At 72.3% G+C, this 24860-nt stretch carries 21 protein-coding genes; 13 read left to right on the top strand and 8 right to left on the bottom strand.

Annotation, left to right across the window (positions count from 1 at the left end):
* Positions 1–59: 59 nt before the first annotated feature.
* Complete coding sequence (locus DFJ69_RS34510) at positions 60–206, bottom strand: GPGG-motif small membrane protein (RefSeq protein ID WP_170177799.1); 147 nt, start codon at positions 204–206, stop codon at positions 60–62.
* Positions 207–310: 104 nt separating this feature from the next.
* Entirely contained in the window at positions 311–2473 is a 2163-nt protein-coding gene (locus tag DFJ69_RS28000; protein WP_116025343.1) for an anthranilate synthase component I, read from the bottom strand.
* A 331-nt stretch (positions 2474–2804) separates the two neighbouring features.
* Here DFJ69_RS28000 and DFJ69_RS35755 point away from each other — a divergent pair, with 331 nt between their 5' ends.
* A complete protein-coding gene (locus tag DFJ69_RS35755) occupies positions 2805–3317 on the top strand; it encodes a hypothetical protein (RefSeq protein WP_245974611.1) in 513 nt (170 codons plus the stop codon).
* On the top strand, positions 3304–3924 hold the full coding sequence (locus DFJ69_RS27995) for a class F sortase (protein ID WP_245974610.1): 621 nt from the start codon (positions 3304–3306) through the stop codon (positions 3922–3924). Before DFJ69_RS35755 ends, DFJ69_RS27995 begins: the two co-directional genes overlap by 14 nt.
* On the opposite strand, the gene DFJ69_RS27990 is transcribed toward DFJ69_RS27995, so the two are convergent.
* Positions 3914–6184 carry an FdhF/YdeP family oxidoreductase gene (locus DFJ69_RS27990; protein WP_245974609.1) on the bottom strand — a complete coding sequence of 757 codons (2271 nt, stop codon included), beginning with the start codon at positions 6182–6184 and terminating at the stop codon, positions 3914–3916. The genes DFJ69_RS27995 and DFJ69_RS27990 overlap by 11 nt on opposite strands.
* Positions 6185–6454: 270 nt before the next feature.
* On the opposite strand from DFJ69_RS27990, the gene DFJ69_RS27985 reads away from it, so the two are divergent.
* Together DFJ69_RS27985 and DFJ69_RS27980 are read left to right on the top strand one after the other, a co-directional pair.
* Positions 6455–7852 (top strand): cytochrome ubiquinol oxidase subunit I, encoded by a 1398-nt coding sequence (locus DFJ69_RS27985; protein ID WP_116025340.1) that lies wholly within the window; start codon positions 6455–6457, stop codon positions 7850–7852.
* Positions 7853–7861: 9 nt separating this feature from the next.
* Positions 7862–9118: a cytochrome d ubiquinol oxidase subunit II gene (locus DFJ69_RS27980; RefSeq protein WP_116025339.1), complete on the top strand. Its 1257-nt coding sequence runs from the start codon at positions 7862–7864 to the stop codon at positions 9116–9118.
* Here the strand turns inward: DFJ69_RS27980 and DFJ69_RS27975 are convergent.
* The 4 genes from DFJ69_RS27975 to DFJ69_RS27960 form a co-directional block, all read right to left on the bottom strand.
* Entirely contained in the window at positions 9108–9713 is a 606-nt protein-coding gene (locus tag DFJ69_RS27975; RefSeq protein WP_116025338.1) for a TetR family transcriptional regulator, read from the bottom strand. The genes DFJ69_RS27980 and DFJ69_RS27975 overlap by 11 nt on opposite strands.
* A gap of 178 nt (positions 9714–9891) precedes the next feature.
* Entirely contained in the window at positions 9892–11121 is a 1230-nt protein-coding gene (locus tag DFJ69_RS27970) for an acyl-CoA dehydrogenase family protein (RefSeq protein ID WP_116025337.1), read from the bottom strand.
* Positions 11122–11252: 131 nt separating this feature from the next.
* Positions 11253–12254 carry a glucosyl-3-phosphoglycerate synthase gene (locus DFJ69_RS27965; RefSeq protein ID WP_245974608.1) on the bottom strand — a complete coding sequence of 334 codons (1002 nt, stop codon included), beginning with the start codon at positions 12252–12254 and terminating at the stop codon, positions 11253–11255.
* Positions 12255–12376: 122 nt separating this feature from the next.
* Complete coding sequence (locus DFJ69_RS27960) at positions 12377–13816, bottom strand: XRE family transcriptional regulator (protein WP_116025336.1); 1440 nt, start codon at positions 13814–13816, stop codon at positions 12377–12379.
* A 151-nt stretch (positions 13817–13967) separates the two neighbouring features.
* Here DFJ69_RS27960 and aceA point away from each other — a divergent pair, with 151 nt between their 5' ends.
* The 4 genes from aceA to DFJ69_RS27940 all read left to right on the top strand — a co-directional run bounded on the left by aceA (position 13968) and on the right by DFJ69_RS27940 (position 17957).
* The gene (gene aceA, locus DFJ69_RS27955) at positions 13968–15263 is read left to right on the top strand and encodes an isocitrate lyase (RefSeq protein WP_116025335.1); all 1296 of its coding nucleotides are present in this window, start codon (positions 13968–13970) and stop codon (positions 15261–15263) included.
* A gap of 135 nt (positions 15264–15398) precedes the next feature.
* On the top strand, positions 15399–16187 hold the full coding sequence (locus tag DFJ69_RS27950; RefSeq protein ID WP_116025334.1) for an ABC transporter permease: 789 nt from the start codon (positions 15399–15401) through the stop codon (positions 16185–16187).
* Complete coding sequence (locus DFJ69_RS27945) at positions 16180–16983, top strand: ABC transporter permease (protein WP_116025333.1); 804 nt, start codon at positions 16180–16182, stop codon at positions 16981–16983. Before DFJ69_RS27950 ends, DFJ69_RS27945 begins: the two co-directional genes overlap by 8 nt.
* A gap of 2 nt (positions 16984–16985) precedes the next feature.
* The gene (locus tag DFJ69_RS27940; RefSeq protein WP_116025332.1) at positions 16986–17957 is read left to right on the top strand and encodes an ABC transporter ATP-binding protein; all 972 of its coding nucleotides are present in this window, start codon (positions 16986–16988) and stop codon (positions 17955–17957) included.
* Positions 17958–17985: 28 nt separating this feature from the next.
* On the opposite strand, the gene DFJ69_RS27935 is transcribed toward DFJ69_RS27940, so the two are convergent.
* Positions 17986–18504 (bottom strand): hypothetical protein, encoded by a 519-nt coding sequence (locus DFJ69_RS27935; RefSeq protein WP_211328813.1) that lies wholly within the window; start codon positions 18502–18504, stop codon positions 17986–17988.
* Positions 18505–18718: 214 nt separating this feature from the next.
* Here DFJ69_RS27935 and DFJ69_RS27930 point away from each other — a divergent pair, with 214 nt between their 5' ends.
* The 5 genes from DFJ69_RS27930 (at position 18719) to DFJ69_RS27910 (ending at position 24838) form a co-directional block, all read left to right on the top strand.
* Positions 18719–20605: a vWA domain-containing protein gene (locus DFJ69_RS27930; RefSeq protein ID WP_116025331.1), complete on the top strand. Its 1887-nt coding sequence runs from the start codon at positions 18719–18721 to the stop codon at positions 20603–20605.
* A 4-nt stretch (positions 20606–20609) separates the two neighbouring features.
* Complete coding sequence (locus DFJ69_RS27925) at positions 20610–21980, top strand: extracellular solute-binding protein (RefSeq protein WP_170177798.1); 1371 nt, start codon at positions 20610–20612, stop codon at positions 21978–21980.
* Between the two features lie 103 nt (positions 21981–22083).
* The gene (locus DFJ69_RS27920; protein ID WP_116025329.1) at positions 22084–22743 is read left to right on the top strand and encodes a hypothetical protein; all 660 of its coding nucleotides are present in this window, start codon (positions 22084–22086) and stop codon (positions 22741–22743) included.
* A gap of 5 nt (positions 22744–22748) precedes the next feature.
* Positions 22749–23285 carry a hypothetical protein gene (locus DFJ69_RS27915; RefSeq protein WP_147312430.1) on the top strand — a complete coding sequence of 179 codons (537 nt, stop codon included), beginning with the start codon at positions 22749–22751 and terminating at the stop codon, positions 23283–23285.
* Between the two features lie 146 nt (positions 23286–23431).
* Positions 23432–24838: an aldehyde dehydrogenase family protein gene (locus DFJ69_RS27910; RefSeq protein ID WP_211328811.1), complete on the top strand. Its 1407-nt coding sequence runs from the start codon at positions 23432–23434 to the stop codon at positions 24836–24838.
* The last annotated feature ends 22 nt before the right edge of the window (positions 24839–24860 follow it).

Here is a 24860-nt window from a genome sequence, read left to right as displayed (position 1 = left end):
GACCCGGCCCTCCGGTCCTTCCTGCGAAGGACGGGAGGGCCGACGTCTTTTCCGCGCCGTCATCCGAAGATGCTCACGCCACCGGGTCCGACCAGCAGACCGACGACGATCAGCACGATCCCCCACAGCAGGTCGCGGCGGGCCACGATGACATAGATCCCCGCGACCACCAGGACGACGGCGATCAGCCAGAGCAGCATGTACAAGAGATGCCTTCTTTCGTCGGGGGCCTTGATTCAGGCTCCCGAAATGCCCGGCATATCCCTCTTCAAACACATCCCAAGCCGAGGTCGTCCCTTCCCTCGGGAGATCAGACGCCCGCCTCCCGGCAGAGGCGGAGGACGTTGGCGATGACGCGGTGGCCGGCGCGGTCGCGGGCGGTGAGGATCGACTCCGGGTGGAACTGGACGGCCCAGCGGCGGGCGGCGGGATCCTCGATCGCCATGACCACGTCGTCGAGCAGGGCCGTCACCTGGAAGCCGCGCACCCGGTCGGGCGTGGCGTGCAGGGAGTGGTAGCGGGCCGCGGTGAACTCGTCGGGCAGGCCCTCGAACAGGCGGCCCCCGGCGACCTTGACCCGGCCCGGCTTGCCGTGCCACGGCTCGGGCAGCAGGGCCAGTTCCCCGCCGGCGTGCTCCACCATGGCCTGCAGCCCCAGGCAGACCCCGAAGACCGGCAGGTCGCGGGCGGCCAGGGTGTCCAGCAGGGCCGCGGTGGCGAAGTCCTCCGGGCGGCCGGGGCCGGGCGACAGGACCACCAGGTCGGGCGCCAGCTCGTCCAGCAGGCGCTCGGGGAAGCCATGCCGCAGCGTGACGACCTCGGCCCCCTGCTGGCGGAAGTAGTCGGCCAGGGTGTTGACGAAGGAGTCCTCATGGTCGACCAGCACGACCTTGAGACCCTCGCCGGGCCGGTCCCCGGACGCGTCGTCCGCGGCCAGGGCGGGCGCGTCGTCCCCGGCCAGGGCGCGGAGCAGGGCGCTGGCCTTCAGGTGGGTCTCGCGCTCCTCCTCGTCGGGGTCGGAGTCGTACAGCAGGGTGGCCCCGGCGCGGACGGTGGCGACGCCGTCGCGGATCTGGGCGGTGCGCAGGGTGAGACCGGTGTTCATCGAGCCGTCGAAGCCCAGGCAGCCGACCGCCCCCCCGTACCAGCGGCGCGGGGAGTCCTCGTGCTCCTCGATGAACTGCATCGCCCACGTCTTGGGGGCGCCGGTGACGGTGACGGCCCACATGTGGGTGAGGAAGGCGTCCAGGGCGTCGAAGCCGGGGCGCAGCCGGCCCTCGATGTGGTCGACGGTGTGGATCAGCCGCGAGTACAGCTCGATCTGCCGGCGGCCGATCACCTTGACGCTGCCGGGTACGCAGACCCGCGCCTTGTCGTTGCGGTCCACGTCGGTGCACATGGTCAGCTCGGACTCGTCCTTGGTCGAGACCAGGATGGTGCGGATCTGCTCGGCGTCCTCCAGGGCGTCCGCGCCGCGCCGGATGGTCCCGGCGATGGGGCAGGTCTCCACCCGGTCGCCGCTCACCCGGACGAACATCTCCGGGGAGGCCCCGACGAGGTACTCCCCCTCACCGAGGTTGAACATGAACTCGTACGGGGCCGGGTTGGTCTCGCGGAGCCGTTCGAAGAAGGCCACCGGGGAGTCGCAGCGGGCGTACATGGCGTGCCCGGGGGTCACCTCGAACAGGTCGCCGTCGATGAACTTCTGCTTGGCGTCCCGGACCATCTGCGCGTACACGCCGGGCACCGGCTGTGCCGGCAGCTCGGCGGCGGCCGCGACCGGGGTCGGCTCGGTGGCGCGCGGCAGGCCCTCCGTGGTGGCGTCGCCGAGGACGAACTCGTACGACATCCGGTGCGAGGTCTCCCGCTTGCGGTCGACCACGGTCAGCTCGTCGGCCAGGTGCAGGACCAGGTCGCGCTGCTCGTCGGGGCGGGTGTGGTGCAGCCTCATCGGCTCGAACTGCAGCGACAGGTCGTACCCGAACGCGCCGTACAGGCCCAGATGGGGGTCGTCGCAGCGGAACAGGTCGATCAGGGCGCGCAGCGCGGTGAAGACGGTGGGCTGGCGGCTGCGCTCCTCCTCGGTGAAGAACTCCTCGGCGGGCGGCACGAACACCTCGAACACCGCGCCGGGCTCGTCCCGGACGACCTCGCCGACGTCGCGCACGGCGGCGGCCATCGCGGGCAGCACCACCGCGCCGCGCTCGTTGAGGGCGCGGACGGCGACCCGCCGTCCCCGGGCGACGACCTCCACGCAGGGGTCGACGTAGGCCATGTGCCAGCGGCTGTAGCGGCCGGGATACTCCATGCCGGAGCTCAGGACGCCGCCGCGCCGCTCCCCCACCGAGGCCACGAGCGTGTCGAGCACCTCGGACTTGCGTTCGGGATCGACCGGCGTGGCCGTCCGGAGCACCCGCACGCCCCCGGCGGTCAGGTACTCGGCGGTCTGCGGTCGCTGTGCGTCGGTCTCCACCGTGGTGGCCCCTCGTTGTCAGGGCCCTCGCCCGGCGCCGAAAAACGGGAACGACCACCGGGTGAGGGCGGTCGCTGGTGTCGGACGTGAACGAACCGGCGCCGCCTTAGCGGCGCCACCACCACTGGTGTCCTGAGGTTCGCATGGTGAGGCACAGGTTACCTCATGCCGGGGCGGGTCGAGGCGGGAACGTCCGGGCCCGGCGGCCGGGGGAAGCGCCAAGAGTGCGCAAAGATCACCGACACCGGCCTTGATCCGCGACCCGCCGGGGAATGCAGCACGCCGGGCGGCACGGCGGGGGCCGCCGCCCGGTGAGCCGAACGGGGGGAACGTGCGCGCCACGACGATCGCCGCCTGCACCGGTGCGGCCCTGTTCTGCGTCGCGCAGCCGGCGCTGGCCGACGGGGTCCGGATCGAGCCCGGGGGCGCCATGCCCGGCGAGACGGTGACCGTCAGCGGGGCGTGCGACCGGCCCGGCGACACGGGGATGGAGCTCAAGAGCCGCGCGCTCCGCGCCGGGATCGTGAAACTGGACGCCCGAGGCGGGTACGACATCGCCGCCACCGTCCGGTACACCCGGTCGCGCGACTACACGGTGACGGTCGTCTGCACGCCGTCCAAGGACTCGCGCACCGAGATGTTCCATGTCAAGAGCCTGTGGCGCAGGCACCACCACGGCGGCCACCCGCACGGCGGTCCGCAAACGGGCGGGGGCGGGGCGGCGCGGGCCGCCGCCGAACCGGAAGGCGACGGCCTCCCGGCGTTCGCGGCCCCGGCTCTGCTCCTCGGGGCGGCGGTCGGCGCCGCCCTGCTGGTCCGGGCCCGCAGACGTGGCGGTGCCTAGCGGCGGTCGGGCCCTGACCGCGATCGGCCTCGCCGTGCTGGTCGCCGTCGCGGCGGGCGGGACCCGCGGCTCGGACGACCGGCCGCCCGAGCGGCGGTACGACGGGCCCCGCGCGCTCTGGCACATCCCCGACGGCGCGTCGCTGCCCGCCTCCGATCCCGTCCGCGTCGAGATCCCCCGGCTCGGCGTCCGGGCGTCCGTGATGGAGGTCGGCAAGAATCCCGACGGCACCGTCGAGGTCCCCCCGCTGCGCCGAGCGGAACTGGTGGGCTGGTACCGGCACGGGCCCGCCCCCGGATCCCGGGGCTCGGCGGTCCTGCTCGGCCACTACGACGATCTCCGGGGGCCCGCCGCGTTCCATCGGCTCGGCGGGGTGCGGCGCGGCGACGTGGTCCTGGTGCCGCGCCGCGACCGGACGGTCGCGCGGTTCCGGGTCGACGCCACCGAGCGGGTGCGCAAGACCGGGTTCCCGGCCCGGCGGGTGTACGGGTCGGTCCGGTACGCGGGTCTGCGGCTGGTCACCTGCGGCGGCGCGTACGACCGGCGCGAACGGTCCTACCGCGACAATCTGATCGTCCACGCGCACCTGGTGGGCGTCAGTCCGTGACGGCTCCGGCGGGATCGATGGTGACCTTGAGGTGCTTCATGAGCGGCTGGTCGCTCTGGACGCTGTAGTCGCCGATCGCGACGAGGACGTTCATCTCGGGCATGTAGCCCGCCGCGCAGCCGCGCGGGATGTCGTGGGCGACGGCGAGGAACCCGTTGAGGGAACGGGTGGAGCCGTCCTTCGCGGTGCTGGTGATGTCGACCGGGTCGAACTCGCCGATGCCGCGCTCGCGCATGTCGTCCTCGTTCATGAAGACGAGGGTGCGCAGGTTCTCGATGCCGCGGTAACGGTCGTCGTCGGCGTAGATGGTGGTGTTCCACTGGTCGTGGGAGCGCATGGTGCCCAGGACGAGCGTGCCGGGCGGGGGGACGGCGTCGGGCAGGTCCGCGGCGGAGAACTCGGCGCGTCCGGACGGGGTGAGAAAGATCAGCTCACGGGCGGGCTGCCTGATGCGGAAGCCCATCGGCAGGCGGACCCGCCGGTTGAAGTCCTCGAAGCCGTCCAGGACCTCGGCCATCGTGTCGCGGATGCGGTCGTAGTCCTCCACGTACCACTCCCAGGGGGTGCGGCTGTCGGGGAGGGCGGCGCGGGCCATGCCCGCGATGATCGCGGGCTCCGACCGCAGGCGCGGCGAAGCGGGCGGCCTCATGCCCTGCGACAGGTGGACCATGGCCATCGAGTCCTCGACCGAGATGCGCTGCAGCCCGCCGCGTTGCACGTCCTTCTCGGTGCGCCCCACGCACGGAAGGATCAGCGCCCGCCGGCCGTGGACGAGGTGGCTGCGGTTCAGCTTCGTGCTGACGTGGACGGTCAGGTCGCACTCACGCAGCGCCGCGTAGGTGTAGGGGGTGTCGGGCGTGGCGAGGGCGAAGTTGCCGCCCATGCCGACGAGCACCCTGACCTCGCCGCGACGCATCGCCTCGATCGTGCCGACGACGTTCAGGCCGTCGTCGCGGGGCGGGTCGATCCCGCAGACCTCCGCGAGACGATCGAGGAACTCCCGCGGCGGCCGGTTGTCGATCCCGCACGTGCGGTTGCCCTGGACGTTGCTGTGCCCGCGCACCGGGGACGGCCCGGCCCCCTCCCGTCCGAGGTTCCCGCGCAACAGCAGCACGTTGACGATCTCGCGGATGGTGTCGACGCCGTGCTCGTGCTGGGTGAGGCCCACGGACCAGCTCATGATGGTGCGGTCGGCGCCCCGATACACGCGGGCCGCCTCCAGGATCTCGGAACGCCCGACCCCCGACTGGTGCTCGAGCTCCTCCCATGAGGTGGCCTCGCAGACGGCCTTGTACTCCTCGAAGCCCACGGTGTGACGCTCGATGAACTTCTCGTCCACCGCCTTCGGGTCGGTGCGGGCCATCTCCAGCGTCGCCTTGGCGATGCCGCGCATCAGCGCCATGTCCCCGGCGACGCGCGGTTGCAGGTTCAGGGTGCTGGTGGGTGTCGGGTGGAAGAGGGCCATCTGCAGGAACTCGTGCGGGATGATGGTGCGGGTGGCGCCCGCCTCGATCAGCGGGTTGACGTGGACGATCCGGGCACCGCGCCGATGGGCCCGCGCGAGGGTCGTGAGCATCCGGGGGGCGTTGGACGCGGCGTTGACGCCCATGATGAACAGCGCGTCGGCGGTCTCCCAGTCCTCGAGGTCCGCGGTGCCCTTGCCGGTCCCCAGCGACGCGTGCAGGGCGCGGCCGCTGGCCTCGTGGCACATGTTCGAGCAGTCGGGCAGGTTGTTCGTGCCGATCTCACGGACCATCAACTGGTAGAGGAAGGTGGCCTCGTTGCCGAGCCTTCCGGAGGTGTAGAACGACGCCCTGTTCGGGTCGTCCAGGTCGCGTATCGCGCGGCCGAAGACCTCGAACGCGTCCTCCCAGGAGATCGGGACGTAATGGTCGGAATCGGGGTCGTAGGCCATCGGCTCGGTCAGCCGGCCCTGATCCTCCAGCGCGAAATCGCTCCACTCGAACAGTTCCGACACCGAATGCGCGGCGAAGAACCCCCGATCCACCCGTTTGCCGGTCATCTCCCATGTGGCGTGCTTGATGCCGTTCTCGCAGACGTCCAAGCGCAGCCCCTTGGTGTCCGGCCACGCGCACCCGGGGCAGTCGAAACCGCCGTCCTCGTGATTCATCCGCAGCATGCCGCGCGCGCCCTCGACCGCCTCGTCCTCGCGCAGCAGGAACCCCGTCACGGCCTTGGCCGCGCCCCAACCGGCGGCCGGATGGTGATAGGGGCGGGACTTCGGCGCCTTCTTCGGCACGGCGCCGACACTCGGTTCCGGCCGCCGCCGTCCGTCGCCCGAACCGTTCATGACGTTCCGCCCTTCCCCGGCAGGCCGCGCATCGATCGACGCCGACAGCATTCCCGGCGCACCGCGGGAAATGTTCAGGCGATCGCCATGCGTCCGCCAACCCTCCCGGCGCCGCGTCACCCGGCCCACCAGGTGAGAGATCGGCGGTCGTTGGGTAGATCCGGACTGCCGTCGGCCGAGCGGGGCGGGCCACGGGTGCTTCCGGGAGAAACGGTACACATGATCATCGACGCCTTATCCGTGGCCGACGGCCTGCTCGGCGTCCACGACGGCGATTTCCCGCCGGTGGAGCAGGACCACCTCCTCCAGGCCCGACAGATGCAGGCGCTGTCGTTCGTCGTGCACATTCCGCTCGTCTGTTTCGGCATCGCGTTCCCGGTGATGGTCGTGTTCACCGAGTGGCTCCATCTGCGCACCGGCGACCCCGCCTATCGGGCCCTGGCCCGGCGTTGGTCGAAGGTGATGATCACGCTGTTCGCGGTGGGTGTCGTCACGGGCACGATCCTCAGTTTCGAGTTCGGACTGCTGTGGCCGGCGTTCACGGCGAGTTTCGGGAACGTGTTCGGCCTCGCGTTCGCGCTGGAGGGCTTCTCGTTCTTCCTGGAGGCCATCTTCGGCGCGATCTACGTCTACGGCTGGGACCGGATGGCGCCGAGGCTGCATCTGCTGACGGGTGTCGTGGTGAGCGTCGCGGGCCTGACGGGGGCGCTCTTCGTCATCACGGTCAACGGGTGGATGAACAATCCGTCCGGGTTCGCGATCCGGGATGGACGGGCCGTGGACGTGGAGCCGTGGTCGGCGCTGTTCGCCAATTCCTTCTTCTGGCACGAATTCGTCCACATGTACTTCGCGGCCTTCATCGTCGCGGGCTTCGTGGTCGCCGGTTTCTATTCCTGGGGCTTCCTGCGCGGACGGCGGGGCCGCTATGAACGGGCGGCGCTGACGATCGCGCTGTCGGTCGCGACGGTCGCCGCCCCCCTGCAGATCGCCCTCGGGGACTGGGCGGCGCGTGAGGTCGCGCAGCGGCAGCCGATGAAGCTCGCCGCGCTGGAGGGGGTCGGGCGGACGACGAACGGCGCGCCCGAGCACCTGGGCGGCTGGTACGACGGCGACGAGGTCAGGTACGGGATCGCGATCCCCCGCATGCTGTCCCTGCTCGCCTACCACGATCCCGACGCACGCGTGGAGGGCCTGCACACGGTGCCGCCGGCCGACCGGCCGCCGGTCAACGTCGTCCGCTACTCGTTCCAGGCCATGGTCGGGATCGGGATGCTGCTCGCGCTGCTCGGCGTCGTCTACCTGTACGTGCGCTTCCGGCGGAGACGGCTGCCCACATCGCCGTGGTTCCATCGCGCGGTGGTCGTCGCCGGGCCGCTGTCCGTCGTGGCGCTGATCGCCGGCTGGACGGCCACCGAGGTCGGCCGGCAGCCCTGGGTGGTGTACGGGGTGATGCGCACGGCGCAGGCGGTCACCGGCGCCCGCGGGGTCCCCATCGGCCTCGGGACGCTGGTGGTCGTCTACCTCGGTCTGGCGGGCGCCGTGGCGTGGCTGCTCCACCGGTTCAGCCGCGTCCCGCTGGAGGCCGACGCACAGCGGCCCGCGCCGCCTCGGCCCTAGGAGACGGACATGCTCGCCGAGACCCCGATCGTCTTCGCCCTCGTCGGCGTCGCCGCCTACACGGTGCTCGCCGGGGCCGACTTCGGCGCGGGCGTCTGGACGCTCGTCCCCGGCGGCGGACGGGCGAGCCGGGCCGCGACCCAGGACCACGCCCGCCACGCCATGGGCCCCGTCTGGGAGGCCAACCACGTTTGGCTGATCTTCGTGCTGGTGGTCTGCTGGACCGCCTACCCGGTCGCGTTCGCCTCGATCGCCTCCACGCTGGTGGTGCCGCTGTTCCTCGCCGCGGTCGGGATCATCCTGCGCGGCACCGCGTACGCGCTGCGGGGGACGCTCGACGCGCAGCCCGGCCGGCGCGCCATCGACGACGTCTTCGCGCTCTCGTCGGTGCTGACGCCGTTCGCCCTGGGCGCCGTCGCGGGGGCGATCGCCTCCGATCGCGTGCCCGTCGGCAACGCCGCGGGCGACCTGGTCACGAGCTGGCTCAATCCCACGTCGATCCTGGTCGGGACGCTCGCGGTCGCCGTCTCGGCCTATCTGGCCGCGGTCTACCTGTCCGCCGACGCACGCCGGATGGGCGAGCCCGACCTCGAGCACGACTTCCGGGTGCGCGCCCTGGCGTCGGGCGTCGTCACCGGGGCGCTGGCCGTCGCCGGTCTGTTCGTCCTGCGCGCGGACGCCCGGCCGCTGTGGGACGGGCTCACCGGCGGGCTCGGGCTCCTCATGGTCGCCGTGTCGGCCGTCGCCGGGCTGGCCACCTTCTTCCTGGTGGGACGCGACCGCTTCGAGGCGTCGCGCGCCTCGGCCGCGCTCGCGGTCGCGGCGCTCGTGGCCGGCTGGGCGGTCGCCCAGCGGCCCCGCCTCCTGACCGGCCTCACCGTCGAGCAGGCCGCCGCCGGGCGTTCGACACTGATCGCCATCGTCGTCTCCGTCGCGGTCGGCGCCGTCCTGCTCGTTCCGTCGCTGCTCCTGCTGTTCCGGCTGTTCCTCCGCGGGCGGTTGGACTTCGGCGGCGAGCGCGGCGCCCCGGCCGAGCCCGTCGCACCCGTCGCGATCACGGCGCGCGGCTCCGGGCCGCCCGCGATGGTGGCCCTCGGGCTCCTCGTGGCGGGGGTCGTCCTGACCGTCGTCGTCGGGTCCGGCTGGGCGCTGGCCGTGGGCGTCCTCTGCCTGTGCGGGACGGCGGTCATGGGCGCGCTGCTCGCCGTCTCCGGGGAGGAGGACGACGACCGGGCGCCCGGAGGGTCCGAACCGCTCAGTCGCTGAACAGGCTGCCGACCATGTTGGCCGAGGCGGCGGGCAGGCCGTCGAGGATCAGGTCGGCGAGGGAGTCCACCACGGCCTCCCGGGGGACCTCCGGATGGTCCAGCCACCAGTCGCCGGAGGTCTGCACCATGCCGATCACCGCGTGCGCCCAGACATGGGCGGGCGTGGGGTCGGCCAGTTCGGCCTCGGCCATCATCACCTTGGCCAGCTCCTGGCTGAGCCCGCGGATCATCGTGCTCATCGCGCTGTGCGTGGCGGCGTCCTCCGCGCTGGCCCGGTGCATCAGGAACCGGTAGAGCTGCGGGTTCTGGAAGATCTGCGTGAGGTAGCTGTCGATGGTCGACCGGGTCCGGTCGCGGATCGAGCCGGTCCCGGTGAACTCGGCCTGGACGGCCTCGATCAGCCGCCGGGTGTGCCGCTCGGCCAGCGCCTGGTAGAGCCCGGACTTGTCCCCGAAGTGGCGGTAGAGGATCGGCTTACTGATCCCGGCCTCGGCGGCGATGGCCGCCATCGAGGCTCCCGGCCCCTCCCGTCTGATGACCTGGTCGGCGGCCTCCAGGAGGGCGCGCCGCCGGTCGGGGTCACGTGCGGTCATCACCCGCTCCGCACGGGGTTCGGCTCAGCATGGGAACGCTCCTTGTCAGTCTGCGTCAATCCGGTGCCCGGCGGCGCCCCTCCGTGTGGCATCGGATGACAAACCGATCATGCACCGTTCCCGCCCGGCGCGAGGGGCACCCGCCCGAAAAGACGGGCGGGTGCCCCTCGCCCGACGGTCAGCGGACCGGCAGGCCGGTCACCGTGCGCCCGATGACCAGGCGCTGGATCTCGCTCGTGCCCTCGAAGATCGTGAAGATCTTGGAGTCGCGGTGCATCCGCTCCACCGGGTAGTCCCGGGTGTAGCCGTTGCCGCCGAGGATCTGGATGGCCTCCTCGGTGACGCGCACCGACATCTCGCTGGCGTACAGCTTCGCCATGGAGCCCTCGGCGTTGGCGAAGTCCTTGCCGTTGCGGGCCATCCAGGCCGCCCGCCACACCAGCAGGCGGGCCGCGTCGAGCTGGGTCTTCATGTCGGCCAGCTTGAACGCGATCGCCTGGAAGTCGCCGATCTTGCGGCCGAACTGCTCGCGCTCCTGGGCGTACTGCAGGGCGTACTCGTAGGCGGCGCGGCCCACGCCCAGCCCCATCGCGCCCACGGTGGGCCGGGTGGCCTCGAAGGTCTTCAGCGCGGCCTGGCTCTTGGCGCGCTTGCCCTCGCGGACGCGGGCGATGCGCTCGTCGAACTTCTCCTTGCCGCCGACGATCAGGCGGGCGGGGAGGCGCACGTTGTCGAGGATGACCTCGGCGGTGTGGGAGGCGCGGATGCCGTGCTTCTTGAACTTCTGGCCCTGCTTCAGACCCGGCGTGTTCGGCGGGATGATGAAGCTCGCCTGGCCGCGGCTGCCCAGCTCCGGGTGCACGGAGGCGACGACCACGTGGATGTCGGCGATGCCGCCGTTGGTGGCCCACGTCTTGGTGCCGTTGAGCACCCACTCATCGCTGGCCTCGTCGTAGACCGCGCGGGTGCGGATGGAGCCCACGTCACTGCCGGCGTCGGGCTCGGAGGCGCAGAACGCGCCGAGCTTGATCTCGTCGGAGGTGCCGTACATCTGCGGCACCCACTCCATGACCTGCTCGTCGGTGCCGACCGCGGCCACCGAGGCGGCGGCCAGGCCGGTGCCCATGATGGCGAGCGCGATGCCCGCGTCGCCCCAGAACAGCTCCTCGACCGTCACCGGGATGCCGAGCCCGGTGGGCTCCAGCCACTGGGTGGCGATGAAGTCCAGGGAGTACAGCCCGACCTTGGCGGCCTCCTGGAGGATGGGCCAGGGAGTCTCCTCCCGCTCGTCCCATTCCTCGGCCGCCGGGCGGATCACATCCTTGGCGAACTCGTGGACCCACTGCTGGACCTCGGCGACGTCCTCGCTGAGTTCAAGCGAGAAGGGCGTCGACTCGCTGCTCGTCATGGTTATTGACCCTTTCTCCAACACCTGGTGTTACCAACGGTAGCACCCTCGGGGACAAAGGGGGTTACCCGTGGTAACACGGTGGCGAGGGTCACACTCCGTGGCCACCTGGACGGAGGCCACGGAGTGGCTCAGGACACCACGGAACGGCCCGTCCCGGCATATCCGGGCACGCCGATCATCGGGGGGCGCTCCTGCACCCCCACATCGTTGACGCGCAGGTCATGGCCCGTGCCGCTGCGCTGGAACCAGGCCAGCGCGGTGCCCGGCGGCTCCAGCGGCAGCATCCGGCCGTGCCGCTGCAGCCGACTCCAGGCGGTCAGCATGATCTGGCCGGACATGGCCGCCAGCGCCTCGGTGGACTGGTGCGAGTGCACCCGGTCCCCGAGGTCCACCTGGGCCAGCGCGTCCAGCCCGGAGTCCTGGAAGACGTCCAGCAGCAGACCCAGCTCAACGCCGTACCCGGTGACGAAGGGCAGCCGCTCCAGCAGCGCGCGGCGGCCGGCGTACTCGCCACCCAACGGCTGGATCACCCCGGCCAGCGCCGGCCAGTGCAGGTTGATCAGCGGTCGGGCGACCAACTCGGTGACCCGGCCGCCCGCGCCGTCCACGCGGGTCCCGCCCGTCATCAGGGGCCGGTCGTAGCAACCCTTCACATAGCCGACCGTCGGGTCGGTGAGCAGCGGGCCCAGCAGCCCGGTCACGAAATGCGGGGCGAAGTTCCGCAGGTCGGCGTCGACGAAGACGACGAACTCCCCGGTGGTGGCGGCCAGCGACTTCCACAGCGCCTCGCCCTTGCCCGACATCGGGGGCAGGTCCGCCAGCACCGCGTCCTGGGCGACCACCTCGGCCCCGGCCGCCGCGGCGACCTCGGCCGTGCGGTCGGTCGACCGCGAGTCGACGACCACGATCTCGTCGACCAGCGGCACCCGTTCCACCAGTTCGCGACGGATGGCGTCGACGATGACGCCGACCGTCTCCTCCTCGTTGCGGGCGGGCAGCACCACGCTGATCCGCCCGTCGCCGGCCCCGAGGCCGGTCCGCGCCTGCTTCGCCCCGAGGAGCATCTCCACGGGCCAGTCCGCCGCCGCGCTCGTCCGGCGACGCATCCACATGGTGGCCTCAGTCAGCACGCGTACTCCCTCCGCAGGTGAACGACCTCCCTCAAGGAAACCCAGATCACCGCGGAGCCGGTACCTGCAGGAACGCTCCAGCCCATTCGTCCCAAAGAGTTAACAACCGCACAACACACCGGTTACCGCCCTTGCGCGTGGCGGTCCAGGAAGGCGTAGACGTCGGCGTCGTCGACGCCGGGGAACGCGCCGGGCGGCAGCACCGACAGGACGTGCGAGTGGGCCCGGGCGGACGGCCAGGCCATCCCGTCCCACCGCTGCGCCAGCTCGGCGGGCGGGCGCTGGCAGCAGTCGCCGTCCGGGCAGGCCGACCGGACCCGGTTGGTGGCCTCCCGGCCGCGGAACCAGCGGGAGTCCTCGAAGCGGACGCCCAGCGTGATGGCGAAGTCCCGATCGTGGCTCGGGTCGACGTGCGACAGGCACCAGTACGTCCCGTTGGGGGTGTCGGTGTACTGGTAGTAGACCGAGAAGCGGTCGGCCGCCCCGAACACGTTCCGGCCCGCCCACTGGCGGCACATCCGCTGGCCCTCGATCGCCCCGTCGGAGTCCTGCGGGAAGATCAGCCCGTCGTTGGCGTACGCCTTGTAGATCGTGCCGCTCTCGTCGTTCTTGGTGAAGTGCAACTGCAGGCCCAGATGGTGGGTGGCCATGTTGGTGAAGCGGTGCGCGGCCATCTCGTACGAGACCGAGAACACGTCGGCCAGGTCCTCCACCGACAGCTCGCGGGCGGCCTTGGCCTCCTGCAGGTAGGGCACCACGGCCGACTCCGGCATCAGCGTGGCCGCGCCGAAGTAGTTGGCCTCGACCCGTTGGCGCAGGAAGTCGGCGAAGTCGCGGGGCACGTCGTGGTCGAGGGCGATGTGCCCGAGCGTCTGCATCAGGATCGTGCGGGGCGTGTGCATCCCGAGCTGCTCGCGCTCCAGGTAGATCCGCCGGTTGCGCAGGTCGGTGATGGAACGCACCGAACGCGGCAGGTCCTGGACGTACCGCAGGTCGAAGCCGAAGTGCGCGACCAGGGACATCAGCATGCCCTGGGAGACCGCGCCGCCGCGGTAGCCGATCGCGCCCAGCGTCCGGGACGCCACCTGCTCGATCTCGCCGAAGTAGTTGCCGCGCTCGTGCATCTGGCGGCGGAGCTCGGCGTTGGCCTTGCGGGCCTCCTCCGGGCTGGCCGTGGGCTTGGTGCGGCTGCGCTTGAGCTCGTCGTACAGGGCGAGGATGTGCTCGATCACGTCGTTGGGCATGCGCTTGCCGACCTTGAGGTACGACAGGCCGAGCGACTGGTACAACGGGTCGCGCTGGGCCTCCTCCAACGCGATCTCGAGCTGGGCGCGGCGACTGGGGGGCTGGCGGCGCAGCAGTTCCTCGACCGGCACCTCCAGCGCGGCGGCCAGCGACTGGAGCAGCGACAGCTTGGGCTCGCGCCGACCGTTCTCCAGCAGCGAGAGCTGGGACGGGGCCCGCCCGACCCTGGCCCCCAGGTCCGAGAGCGTCATACCGCGAGCGCGCCGGAGATGACGGAGACGTTGCCCGAACGTCACGAGATCTACGTCACTCGACAAGTTCAGTGGTTCTTCTGTTCGCAAGGTCGCCACGGGTTCATCGTACAGAAACTTCTGCAGATCTTTCGCTACCCAGGGGTACATCCAGGGGGTGATCTCGGGGCACACTCGGACGCAAGCACCCAGGGGACGACACCAGAAGGGCATCGACATGACTGAAAGTCGCCTCAAGGGCGCAGCCGAAGAGCTGCAGCGCCAGTGGGACACCGACCCCCGCTGGAACGGTATCGAGCGGACCTACACGGCGGAGGACGTCGTGAAGCTCCGGGGCTCGGTCCAGGAGGAGTACACCCTGGCCCGCCTCGGCGCCGAGCGTCTGTGGAAGCTCCTGCACGAGGAGGACTACGTCCACGCCCTCGGCGCGCTGACGGGCAACCAGGCGGTCCAGCAGATCAAGGCCGGCCTCAAGGCCATCTACCTGTCCGGCTGGCAGGTCGCCGGTGACGCCAACCTGGCGGGCCAGACCTACCCGGACCAGAGCATCTACCCGGCCAACTCGGTGCCGGCCGTCGTCCGCCGCATCAACAACGCGCTGCTGCGCGCCGACCAGATCCAGTGGTCGGAGGGCAAGGGCGACACCCACTGGCTGGCCCCGATCGTGGCCGACGCCGAGGCCGGCTTCGGTGGCGTGCTCAACGCCTTCGAGCTGATGAAGGGCATGATCGCCTCCGGCGCCGCCGGCGTGCACTGGGAGGACCAGCTCGCCTCCGAGAAGAAGTGCGGTCACCTGGGCGGCAAGGTCCTCATCCCGACCAGCCAGCACATCAAGACGCTCAACGCGGCCCGCCTCGCCGCCGACGTCTCCAACGTCCCCTCCCTGATCATCGCGCGGACCGACGCCGAGGCCGCGACCCTGATCACCACGGACGTGGACGAGCGCGACCGCGAGTTCGTGACCGGCGAGCGCACCGCCGAGGGCTTCTACCGGGTCCGCAACGGCATCGAGCCCTGCATCTCCCGCGCCCTGGCCTACGCGCCGTACTCCGACCTCATCTGGATGGAGACCGGCACCCCGGACCTGGAGCTGGCCCGCAAGTTCGCGGAGGCCGTCAAGGCCGAGTACCCGGACCAGATGCTGTCGTACAACTGCTCGCCTTCCTTCAACTGGAAGAAGCACCTGGACGACGCCACCATCGCCAAGTTCCAGAAGGAACTGGGCCACATGGGCTTCAAGTTCCAGTTCATCACGCTGGCGGGCTTCCACGCCCTCAACTACTCGATGTTCGACCTGGCGCACGGCTACGCCCGCGACGGCATGAGCGCCTACGTCGAGCTGCAGGAGGCGGAGTTCGCCTCCGAGGAGCGCGGCTACACCGCCACGCGCCACCAGCGCGAGGTCGGCACCGGCTACTTCGACCTGGTCAGCACGGCCATCGCGCCGAACTCGTCCACCACGGCGCTCAAGGGCTCCACCGAGGACGAGCAGTTCTTCGACAAGGCTCACTGATCGAGAACCTGGTCCAGGCCGTGTGAAGGACCCCTCGGACGCTCCGGCGTCCGGGGGGTCCTTCGCCGTTCTCGTCAAGCCGTCTGTGTCATCCGGCATGGATCGCTCCCCGGGCCGCTCCTAGGGTCGCCGACAGTGAGCGTCTATCCGTGGGTGGCGGCCTACGCCTTCCGCCGTCATGCCGCCTATCCGCTCGGCACGATCGCCGAGGCCGTGACCAACACGCTGTTCGGGTTCGTGCGCGCCTGGATCGTGCTGGCGCTGTGGGCGGCCCGTCCCTCGCTCGGCGGCTATGACGCGGCCGACGCGGTGACCTTCTGCTTCATCACCCAGGCCCTCATCGGGCCGGTCCAGGTCTTCGGCGGGTTGGAGCTGACCCAGCGGATCAGGTCCGGCGACGTGGCCATCGACCTGCACCGACCGGTCGACCTGCAGGGCTGGTGGCTGGCCGACGACCTGGGCCGGGGGGCCTGCACGCTCCTGCTGCGCGGCGGGCTCCCGATGGTGGCCGGGGCGTTGGCCTTCGACCTGCGGCTGCCGGGCGCGGCCGGGTGGGCGGCCTTCGCGGTGTCGGTGGCCCTGGCGGTGATCACCGGGTTCGGGCTGCGCTACCTGGTGGCCATGGCGATGTTCTGGCTGCACGACGACCGGGGCCTGCAGGCGGTGGCGCTGGTGCTGTCGATGTTCTTCTCGGGGATGATCCTGCCGCTGGTGGCGTTCCCGGGGTGGCTGGGCACCCTGGCCCAGGCCCTGCCGTGGGCGGCGCTGATCCAGGTGCCGGCCGACGTCTTCCTGGGCGAGTACCGGGGCGCGGGTCTGCTCGCGGCCTACGGGTTCCAGGCGATGTGGGCGGTGGTGCTGCTGGGCGCCGGTCGGGTGCTGACCTCGGCGGCGCGCCGGAGGCTGGTGATCCACGGTGGCTGACACGTTCCGGCTGTACGGGCTGCTGGCGTGGACGTGGATCCGGGCGGCGGCGCAGTACCCGGTCTCGATGGTGCTGCTGGGGCTGGCCTCGGCGGCGGTGACCGCGCTGGACCTGGCGGGCATCATGCTGCTGTTCGCCCACGCTCCGCGCATCGCCGGGTTCACCGCGTCCGAGGTGCTGTTCCTGTACGGCACGTCGGCGTTGTCGTTCGTAGTGGCCGACGTGCTGCTGGGCAGCACCGAGCGGTTGGGCGAGCACGTGCGGATGGGCACTTTGGACACGATGCTGGTGCGTCCGGTGAGCCCGTTGATCCAGATCGCCACCGAGGACTTCTCGCCCCGCCGGATCGCCAGGCTGCTGCCCGCCCTCGTGGTGCTGGCGTACGTGCTGCCCCGGCTGGAGGTGGACTGGACCGTGGGCCGGGTGGTGATGGTGCCCGTGATGCTCACGTCCGGGGCGGTGATCTTCGCGGCGCTGTGGGTGCTGACCGCCTCGGTGCAGTTCGTGCTCATCGACGTGCACGCCGCCACGAAGTCGGTGACCTACGGCGGCGCCTTCCTGACCCAGTACCCGATGTCCATGTACGCCCGCGAGTTCGTGCGCGGGATGACGTTCGTGATCCCGCTGGCCTTCGTGAACTGGCAGCCGGGCCTGTACGTGCTCGACCGCCCCGACCCGCTGGGGCTGCCCTCGGGGCTGCGGTTCGCCTCGCCCGTCGTCGCCGTGCTGCTGTGCGGGGTGGCCGCGGCGGCCTGGCGGTCCGGGCTGCGCCACTACCGATCGACCGGGAGCTGACGATGATCGAGGTCACCGACATCCGCAAGTCGTTCACCGTCCGATCCCGCGCGGGCGGGCTGCGTCGCCGCCGGACGACCGTGCGGGCGGTGGACGGCATCTCCTTCACGGTCGCGCCCGGGGAGTTCGTCGGCTATCTGGGGCCGAACGGGGCGGGCAAGTCCACCACGATCAAGATGCTGACCGGCATCCTGTCGCCCGGCTCCGGAACGGTCCGGATGGACGGGCTGGATCCGTCCCGGCGGCGCACCGCCCTGGCCCGGCGCATCGGCGTGGTCTTCGGGCAGCGCACGACCCTGTGGTGGGACCTGCCGCTGCGCGACAGCCTCACGCTGATCCGGCACCTGTACCGGGTGGACGCCCGCGACCACCGGGCCCGGCTGGCGGAGCTGACCGACCTGCTGGACCTGGGTCCCTTCCTGGGGACCCCGGTCCGGCAGTTGAGCCTGGGCCAGCGGATGCGCGGCGACCTGGCGGCGGCGCTGCTGCACGATCCGCCGATCCTGGTGCTGGACGAGCCGACCATCGGCCTGGACGTGGTGAGCAAGGCGACCGTGCGGGGCTTCCTCGAACGGGTCAACGTCGAGCGCGGCACCACGATCCTGCTCACCACCCACGACCTGGGCGACATCGAACGGCTGTGCCGCCGGGTGATGATCATCGACCATGGGCGGCTCGCCTACGACGGGGACCTGGAGCGCCTGCGCGCCGAGGTGGCCGCCGACCGGGTGCTGGTGGTCGACCTGGTCCGCCCCGCGCCCCCGGTGGAGCTGCCGGGGGTGGCGGTCGAACGGGTGGAGGGCCCCCGGCAGTGGCTTCGGGTGCCGCGCGGAACGAACGCCGCGGCGGTGGTGGCCGCGCTCGCCGACCGCGCCGAGATCGCCGACATCGCGCTCCGCGAGCCCGACATCGAGGACGTCGTCACCCGCCTCTACCGGGATGGCGGCCTGATCGCGGCGGAGCCGGCCGGTTAGCGGGGCGGGGTCGGTGTCGGCGCGGAACTCAGAAGTACTCCGGCTGGCGACGGCGTCCGGGCGGGGCGGGATGGTCGTCGTCCTCGTACCGGCCCTCGTCCGGGGCGCGGCCGCCCGCCCAGCGGCGCGGGGTCCCCATCGGCACCAGCAGCAGGAGGCCGAGCAGCGCGAAGACGCCGGAGCCGAGCAGGATCCGCAGCCCGCTGTCCATCGTCCGGTCCAGGAAGCCGGCCGGGGGCAGGTCCGCGGGCAGCGCGAGGGCCCCGTCGGGATCGGCCAGGAAGTACGCCGTCCAGGCCACCAGGGTGACCGCCGGGATCAGCGAGACCAGCGGGGACGCCCACCGGGCGATCACCACGATCCCGATGACCAGGCCCACCGCCCCCATGAGCGCCACACCCCCGTACAGCCGGGTGCTGTCGGTGATCTCCCGGGCCACCGGGTCGAAGGAGCCCGCCGCCTGCCCGTACGACCAGGCCAGGCCGTAGACGAGCGCGGGGGTCAGCAGCACCCCGAGCAGAAAGCCGACCGTATGGCGCACGCTCATCACCGTCCTGTTCCGGGCAAGGACCGGCATCGGGCCCAAAGGTTACATAGAGGACCCGGCGATGTGACTCCAGTCACTCGTGCCGTTCCCGGATCGTGATGCGGCGCGGCCGGAACAGGTCACCTCTCCCCCCGGAGACTGGTGTCCGCAGGACCGTGGGAACACACTCGTAACCTTCCAACCAGAGCGCGCCCGAGCGGCCAAGGGGGTCGGCATGGCGGACGAGCGACCCCGACGGGGGCGCCGGGGCCGCCCGTCCGGCGTGCCGACGCTGGTGGTGCTGCCGCTGGTGCTGATGTCGGTGTGGATCGACCAGGGCGTGATCCGGGTCCACTGGCTGATCGCCACCGCCGTGATCACCGCCGCCGTGCTGTTCCAGGAGTTCCTGCTGCTGCTGCCCGAGCCCGGTCCCGTCCTGCGGGCCCTGCGGCGGGGGCTGCGCCGGTACGGTCCCGGCGTCGCCGCGATGATCACGGGCGCGGCGGTGGTGTTCAGCGGCTGGTCGCTGGCCGGCTGGAGCCGGACCCGGCTGTCGCCCTGTCCGCCGCCGGCCGAACTGCGGGTGATGGCCGCCGCCGAGACGCTGCGGGTCGTGCGCGGGCAGGCCGACGCGTTCGCCGCCGAGCGGGCCGAGGGGGTGCGCTGCCGGCCCGTCCACGTGACGGTGTTCCGCGCCCCGCCCCTCAAGCCGCTCACCGACGCGTTCGTCAACGGCTGGCAGAACGACAACGCGGAGCGGTCGGCGCTGGCGACCGTCGGGCCGCGCCCCGATCTCTGGCTGGCCTCCTCGCGGGCCGTGGCCGAGCACGCCACCCGCTGGGGCGTGCTGGGCGCCCACCGGGAGATCACCCCGGCCGGGATGGTGTCCCCCGTGGTGCTGGCGGTCTCCAAGGCGGCGGGGTTCGAACGGGCGGACTGGTCCCCGGAGGGCTGGGAGGAGGCGGTCGACCGGCTGCGCCGGGAGGGTGTCACGCTGCTGCGGCCCAACCCGGAGACCGGCGACGTGGCCGTGGTCGCGACGACGGCGCTGTACGGCCCGGGGCTCGACGCCCGGGAACGACACCGCCTCGAACAGGAGCTGAGCCCGCCGGGCCTGACGCTGACCGACGCCGACGAGATGCTGTGCGAGGTCCGCGAGCGGCTCGCCGCGGAGCCCGCCGCCAAGATCGCGGTGATCGTGCCCGAGCACTCCCTGGCCACCTACGCCAGGGGCGCGCCGCTCGGCGGTGCGTGCACCCGCCAGTTGGCCCCCGACGAGACCACCGTGCAGTGGCTCGACCTCGTCCGCCCTCGCCCCGCCCCGCTGCTCGACTACAGCCTCGTGCGGATCACCTGGAACGACGAGCGGGACGGCGAACGGGAGCGGCTGGCCGAGGAGTTCCGCGACTGGCTGGCCGGCCGGGCGACGCGGATGGGGCGGGGCTTCGGGCCGCCGGGGCAGCCGAGCGCGGCGACACCGCTGGACGCGCGACGGCTGGCGGTGGTCCGCGAGCAGATCGCCGCGACGCGCCGCCCCCGCACGGTGCTGTTCGCGGTCGACCGGTCGGGGTCGATGAAGGCCCCCGTGTCCGGCGGCACCGCGATCGGCCGGGCCCGCGATCTCGTCGGGGAGTCGCTGGACTGGCTGGGCCGCAACGACGAGGCGGGACTGTGGGCGTTCCCCAGCGGACGGGACGGACGCGATCCGAGCGTCCTGGCGGACCTGGCGCCGCGCGACCGGGCGGTGCCCGCCGTCCGCGACCGGCTGAAGGGGTCGGGTCTCGCGGCCGAGGGCGAGGTCACCCCGCTGCACCATGTCGTCGCCGAAGGGCTGCGGAGGCTGCGCGGCGAGACCGGCGACGGGTCCCTGGTGGTGCTGACCGATGGCGGCGACGACGCCGGGCCGCACGCCGGGGCCGACCTGGCCGAGCTGCGGGACGAGCTGCGCTCCCCCGGCGCCGCCCGCGTCCACCTGGTCGTGGTGGGCGAGCGGGGATGCGACCGGCGGCTGGAGGACCTGCTGGCGGACGCGCCCGGCTCGCGATGCCTGGACTTCGGGCCGTCGTCCGGCCCCCGGCAGGTCGCGGGCGAGCTGTTCGCCGACATCTGGAAGGAGGACTGACCCGGTGCACCCCGACGGCGTCCGTCTGGACAACCTGTGGCTGGCGGTCGCGGCGGGGCTGGTGGCCTTCCTGGGGCTGGCCGCCTGGCCGCTGCGCCCCGGCGGTGAGCCGGACTGCGGGAACGACCCGGTGATCAGGGTGGCGGGGGGCCGCGACGTGAGCGTCGACCAGCGGCAGCGCGCGATCATCCGCTCCTGGCGCAACCCCGAGGCCGGGGCCGAGCAGGCCGAGCTGGTCGAGCTGCCCGGGGTGGCCGACCAGCAGCACAGCCAGCTCCTGGCGTGGGCGCGGTCGGAGGGCTGCCCGGCCGCCGACGTCTACATCCTGGACACGCAGTGGATCCCGGAGTTCGCGCGGGGCGGCTACATCGCGCCGATCTCCTCCGAGGAGGTCGACACCGGGGACGTGCTGCCCAACGTGCTGGACACCGGCCGGTACGACGGCGGGCTCTGGGCGGTGCCGTTCAACACCGACGCCGCCCTGCTCTACTACCGCACCGACCTGGTGGGCGCTCCCCCGCGGACCTGGGAGGACGTGTGGCGTTGGTCGGCCGCGCCGCGCTCCTCCCGGGAGGGCGACCCCGTCGGCGGGTACGCGCCCCAGTTCGCCGACTACGAGGGCATGACCGTCAACGCGCTGGAGCTGATCTGGGCGGCCGGGGGCGACATCGTCGACCGCAACGGGCGGGTGACCGTCGACCGCGCGCCGGTGCGGCGGCTGCTGCGGACGCTGACCGGGTTGATGGGCGACGACGGCGGGGTGATCGACCGCAGGGCCCTGGACCACTTCGAGGCCGACAGCATCGCCGCGTTCCAGGACGGTCGGGTCGCCTTCATGCGGCTGTGGCCGTACGCCTACGCCACCCTGGCCAACAACGAGCGGATGCGGAACGCGGACGGCTCGCTGAAGTTCGCGGTGACGACGCTGCCCGGCTCCGGGGACGGGCGGCCCGGGCGGAGCGTGCTGGGCGGTCAGAGCCTGGCGATCGACGTCCGCTCGCCCCGGAGGGAGGCGGCGCTGAGCCTGATCCGTCACCTGATCGACGAGGACAACCAGCGGGATCTGTTCAACTGCGGCGGTTTCGCGCCCGTCCTGCGCGGCGTGTATCGCTCCCCCGGCCGCTGCAGGGTCGGCGACGCGGACGGCGGGGTGGTCCACCGGCTGCCGGACGCTCAGGTCCCCATGCTGCTGCGGGCCGTCGAGACCGCGCGGGCCCGGCCCCGGTGGCCGTACTACACCGAGGTCAGCCGGGTGCTGAGCAAGAACCTGCGGGCCTGCCTCAACGGTGACGACGTGTGCGGGACCGAGGAGGGGATCGCGGCCTTCACCGACGACCTGGAGCGGGACCTCACCCGCGCGATGCGCGGCGGTTGACCCTTTCCCCGGTTACGGCCGGGGCGTACCGGCGGGCTGTTTCGTTTCGTCTCCGGCGGGCATCGGGCGGTCATTCACTTCGACACACGTCCGGAGGCAGATCATGTCGACCGCACTGATGGTCGTCATCGCCGTCGTGGTCGTGGCGGTCCTCGCCGCGGCCGGGGTCCTGCTGTGGTCCCGGTCGCGCACGGGGCGGCTCCGCCGGCAGTTCGGATCCGAGTACGACCGCGCGGTGGAACGGCACGGCGGCCGCGCCGCCGCCGAACGCGAGCTGCGCGCCCGCCGCGAACGGCACCAGGAGCTCGACCTGCGCCCGCTCGACGCCCGACAGCGCGAGCTCTACCGCGAGCAGTGGACCCACGTCCAGGAACAGTTCGTCGACGCGCCCGAGTCGGCGGTCGAGCACGCCGATCGGCTGGTGACGACCGTGATGGCCGATCGCGGCTACCCCACCCGCGACTTCGAGGACCGCGTGGCGCACCTGTCGGTGGAGCACGGCCGCACCCTCGACCAGTACCGACGCGGCCATCTGATCAGCGTCCGCGCCGCCGACGGCCAGGCGTCCACCGAGGATCTGCGGCAGGCGATGGTGCACTATCGCGCGCTCTTCGAGGATCTGCTCATGAAGCCCGACGGCGACACCCCCGCGGCCTCCCGGCCGGTCTCCGTCCCCCGTGAGGCCCGGGGCGCCGAGGCGGGGCGGGCCGACACCCGACCCGACCCCGCCGGTCGGGACGCCGCCGAGCGGCAGGGGGGATGACCTCGATGCCGAACCCGCCGCACCGGCCCGTTCCGCTGTCCGACGCCCCGTCCGATGCGGGCGCCGGCGCCGGGTCGCCGTCCGGTGACGACGGCCGCGCCGAACGCAACGATCTGGCCCGGGCCGCCGGCACCGGGGAGGTCGACTCCACCGACATCCGCGTCGCGGGCCCGCCGCCGTCGCCCGTCCGGCAGCGGGGCGGATCCCTGTCCGAGCCCGTGATGGCCGAGGACGAGGTCGCCACCTCGTTCCCCAGCCCGCCCCATCCGACCGCCCATCCGGAACGCTTCATGGACGCGGACGCCGTGCCGGGGTTCCGGCACCGCTGGCGCGAGGTGCAGTCCTCGTTCGTCGACGATCCCCGTGACGCGGTGCGCCGGGCCGACGCGCTGGCCTCGGAGGCGCTGCGCGTCCTCGCCGACCGACTGCAGGAGCGCAAGGGCGCGCTGGACGCCGTCCGCGACGAGGAGGGCGACACCGAACGGCTCCGTCTGGCCCTGCGCGACTACCGGGACTTCTTCGACCGCCTGCTCGACCTCTGACCCCGGGACCACGGCCGTCCCCCGCGCCCGTCACGCCCGCGGGGGGCGGCCGTGCCCGTCCCCGCCGCGCGCCGGGGCTGGTGGCGCGCCCCGCGCCACGCAATACTGAACGGCGTTCTGCCCCGGCGCCAGGAGGAACCACAGCGGTGAGCCACTTCACGATGACGATCGCGGGCGAGGGCGTGACCGCCCCCGGGACATTCGGGGTCGTGAACCCCGCGACCGGCGCCGAGCACGCCGAGGCCCCGGACTGCTCCCGTGAGCAGCTCGACGAGGCGATGGCGTCGGCCGCCGACGCGTTCCCCGTGTGGCGGAGCGACGAGCCGGCCCGCCGCGCCGCGCTCCTGGCGGCGGCCGAGGCGCTGTTCGCCTCGGCGGCCGACCTGGCCCCGGTGCTGACCGCCGAGCAGGGCAAGTGCCTGCAGGACGCCACCATGGAGATCATCGGCACCGGGGTGTGGCTGAAGTACTTCGCCGAGCTGGAGCTCCCCCGCGAGGTCATCCAGGACGACGCCCGCGCGTTCGTGGAGGTCGTCCGGCGGCCGATGGGCGTGGTCGCGGCCATCACGCCCTGGAACTTCCCGGTGCTGCTGGCCGCCTGGAAGCTGGGCCCCGCCCTGCTCGCCGGCAACACCGTGGTGCTCAAGCCCTCCCCGTACACGCCGCTGACCACCCTCAGGCTCGGCGAACTGCTGCGCGGGGTCCTGCCGCCCGGCGTGCTCAACGTGGTCAGCGGCGGCGACCGGCTCGGCGCCTGGATGACCGAACACCCCGTGCCGCGCAAGATCTCGTTCACCGGCAGCGTGCCGACCGGCAAGAAGGTCGCCGCCTCGGCCGCGCCCGACCTCAAGCGGGTCACCCTGGAGCTGGGCGGCAACGACCCGGCGATCGTACTGGAGGACGCCGACGTGGCCGCGGTCGCCGACCGGTTGTTCGCCGGTGCGTTCTTCAACAACGGGCAGACCTGCTCGGCGATCAAGCGCGTGTACGTGCCGGACGCGCTGCACGACGACCTGGTGGAGGCGCTGGCGGAGCGGGCCCGGTCGGCCAGGGTCGGCAACGGCATGGACGAGGGCGTCCAGTACGGCCCGATCCAGAACCGGCCCCAGTTCGAGCGCGTCTCGGAACTGGTCGCCGACGCCCTCGCCGGCGGCGGCAGGGCCGCGGCGGGCGGGCGGCCCATCGACGGGCCGGGCTACTTCTTCGAGCCGACCATCGTGGCCGGCGTCGACGACGGCTCCCGCATCGTGGACGAGGAGCAGTTCGGGCCCGCCCTCCCCGTGGTGCGCTACTCCGACCTCGAGGACGCCGTCGCCCGCGCCAACGGCACCGAGTTCGGCCTGTCCGGCTCCGTCTGGGGCACCGACACCGACCGCGCAGCCGAGGTCGCCGCTCGCCTGGAATGCGGCACCGCCTGGGTGAACACCCACGTGGCGCTGGCCCCGCACCAGCCGTTCGGGGGCTTCAAGTGGAGCGGGCTGGGCGTGGAGAACGGACCGTGGGGCCTGCACGGCTTCACCGAACTGCAGGTCGTCCACCGCGCCAAGTCCTGACGGCGTCCGCTCCGCCCGCGCC

This window comes from Thermomonospora umbrina, from assembly GCF_003386555.1.
Taxonomy (GTDB): domain Bacteria; phylum Actinomycetota; class Actinomycetes; order Streptosporangiales; family Streptosporangiaceae; genus Thermomonospora; species Thermomonospora umbrina.
Note: the sequence above shows the minus strand (reverse complement) of the source record. Positions and strands in the feature narration are given on the sequence as shown.

Bases quoted from the DNA above. Each gene is read 5' to 3' on its own strand.
- DFJ69_RS27985 (WP_116025340.1), top strand. From the start codon at position 6,455: ATGATCATCGACGCCTTATCCGTGGCCGACGGCCTGCTCGGCGTCCAC.
- DFJ69_RS27980 (WP_116025339.1), top strand. From the start codon at position 7,862: ATGCTCGCCGAGACCCCGATCGTCTTCGCCCTCGTCGGCGTCGCCGCC.
- DFJ69_RS27975 (WP_116025338.1), bottom strand. From the start codon at position 9,713: ATGACCGCACGTGACCCCGACCGGCGGCGCGCCCTCCTGGAGGCCGCC.
- DFJ69_RS27970 (WP_116025337.1), bottom strand. From the start codon at position 11,121: ATGACGAGCAGCGAGTCGACGCCCTTCTCGCTTGAACTCAGCGAGGAC.
- aceA (WP_116025335.1), top strand. From the start codon at position 13,968: ATGACTGAAAGTCGCCTCAAGGGCGCAGCCGAAGAGCTGCAGCGCCAG.
- DFJ69_RS27940 (WP_116025332.1), top strand. From the start codon at position 16,986: ATGATCGAGGTCACCGACATCCGCAAGTCGTTCACCGTCCGATCCCGC.
- DFJ69_RS27935 (WP_211328813.1), bottom strand. From the start codon at position 18,504: ATGAGCGTGCGCCATACGGTCGGCTTTCTGCTCGGGGTGCTGCTGACC.
- DFJ69_RS27930 (WP_116025331.1), top strand. From the start codon at position 18,719: ATGGCGGACGAGCGACCCCGACGGGGGCGCCGGGGCCGCCCGTCCGGC.
- DFJ69_RS27920 (WP_116025329.1), top strand. From the start codon at position 22,084: ATGTCGACCGCACTGATGGTCGTCATCGCCGTCGTGGTCGTGGCGGTC.
- DFJ69_RS27915 (WP_147312430.1), top strand. From the start codon at position 22,749: ATGCCGAACCCGCCGCACCGGCCCGTTCCGCTGTCCGACGCCCCGTCC.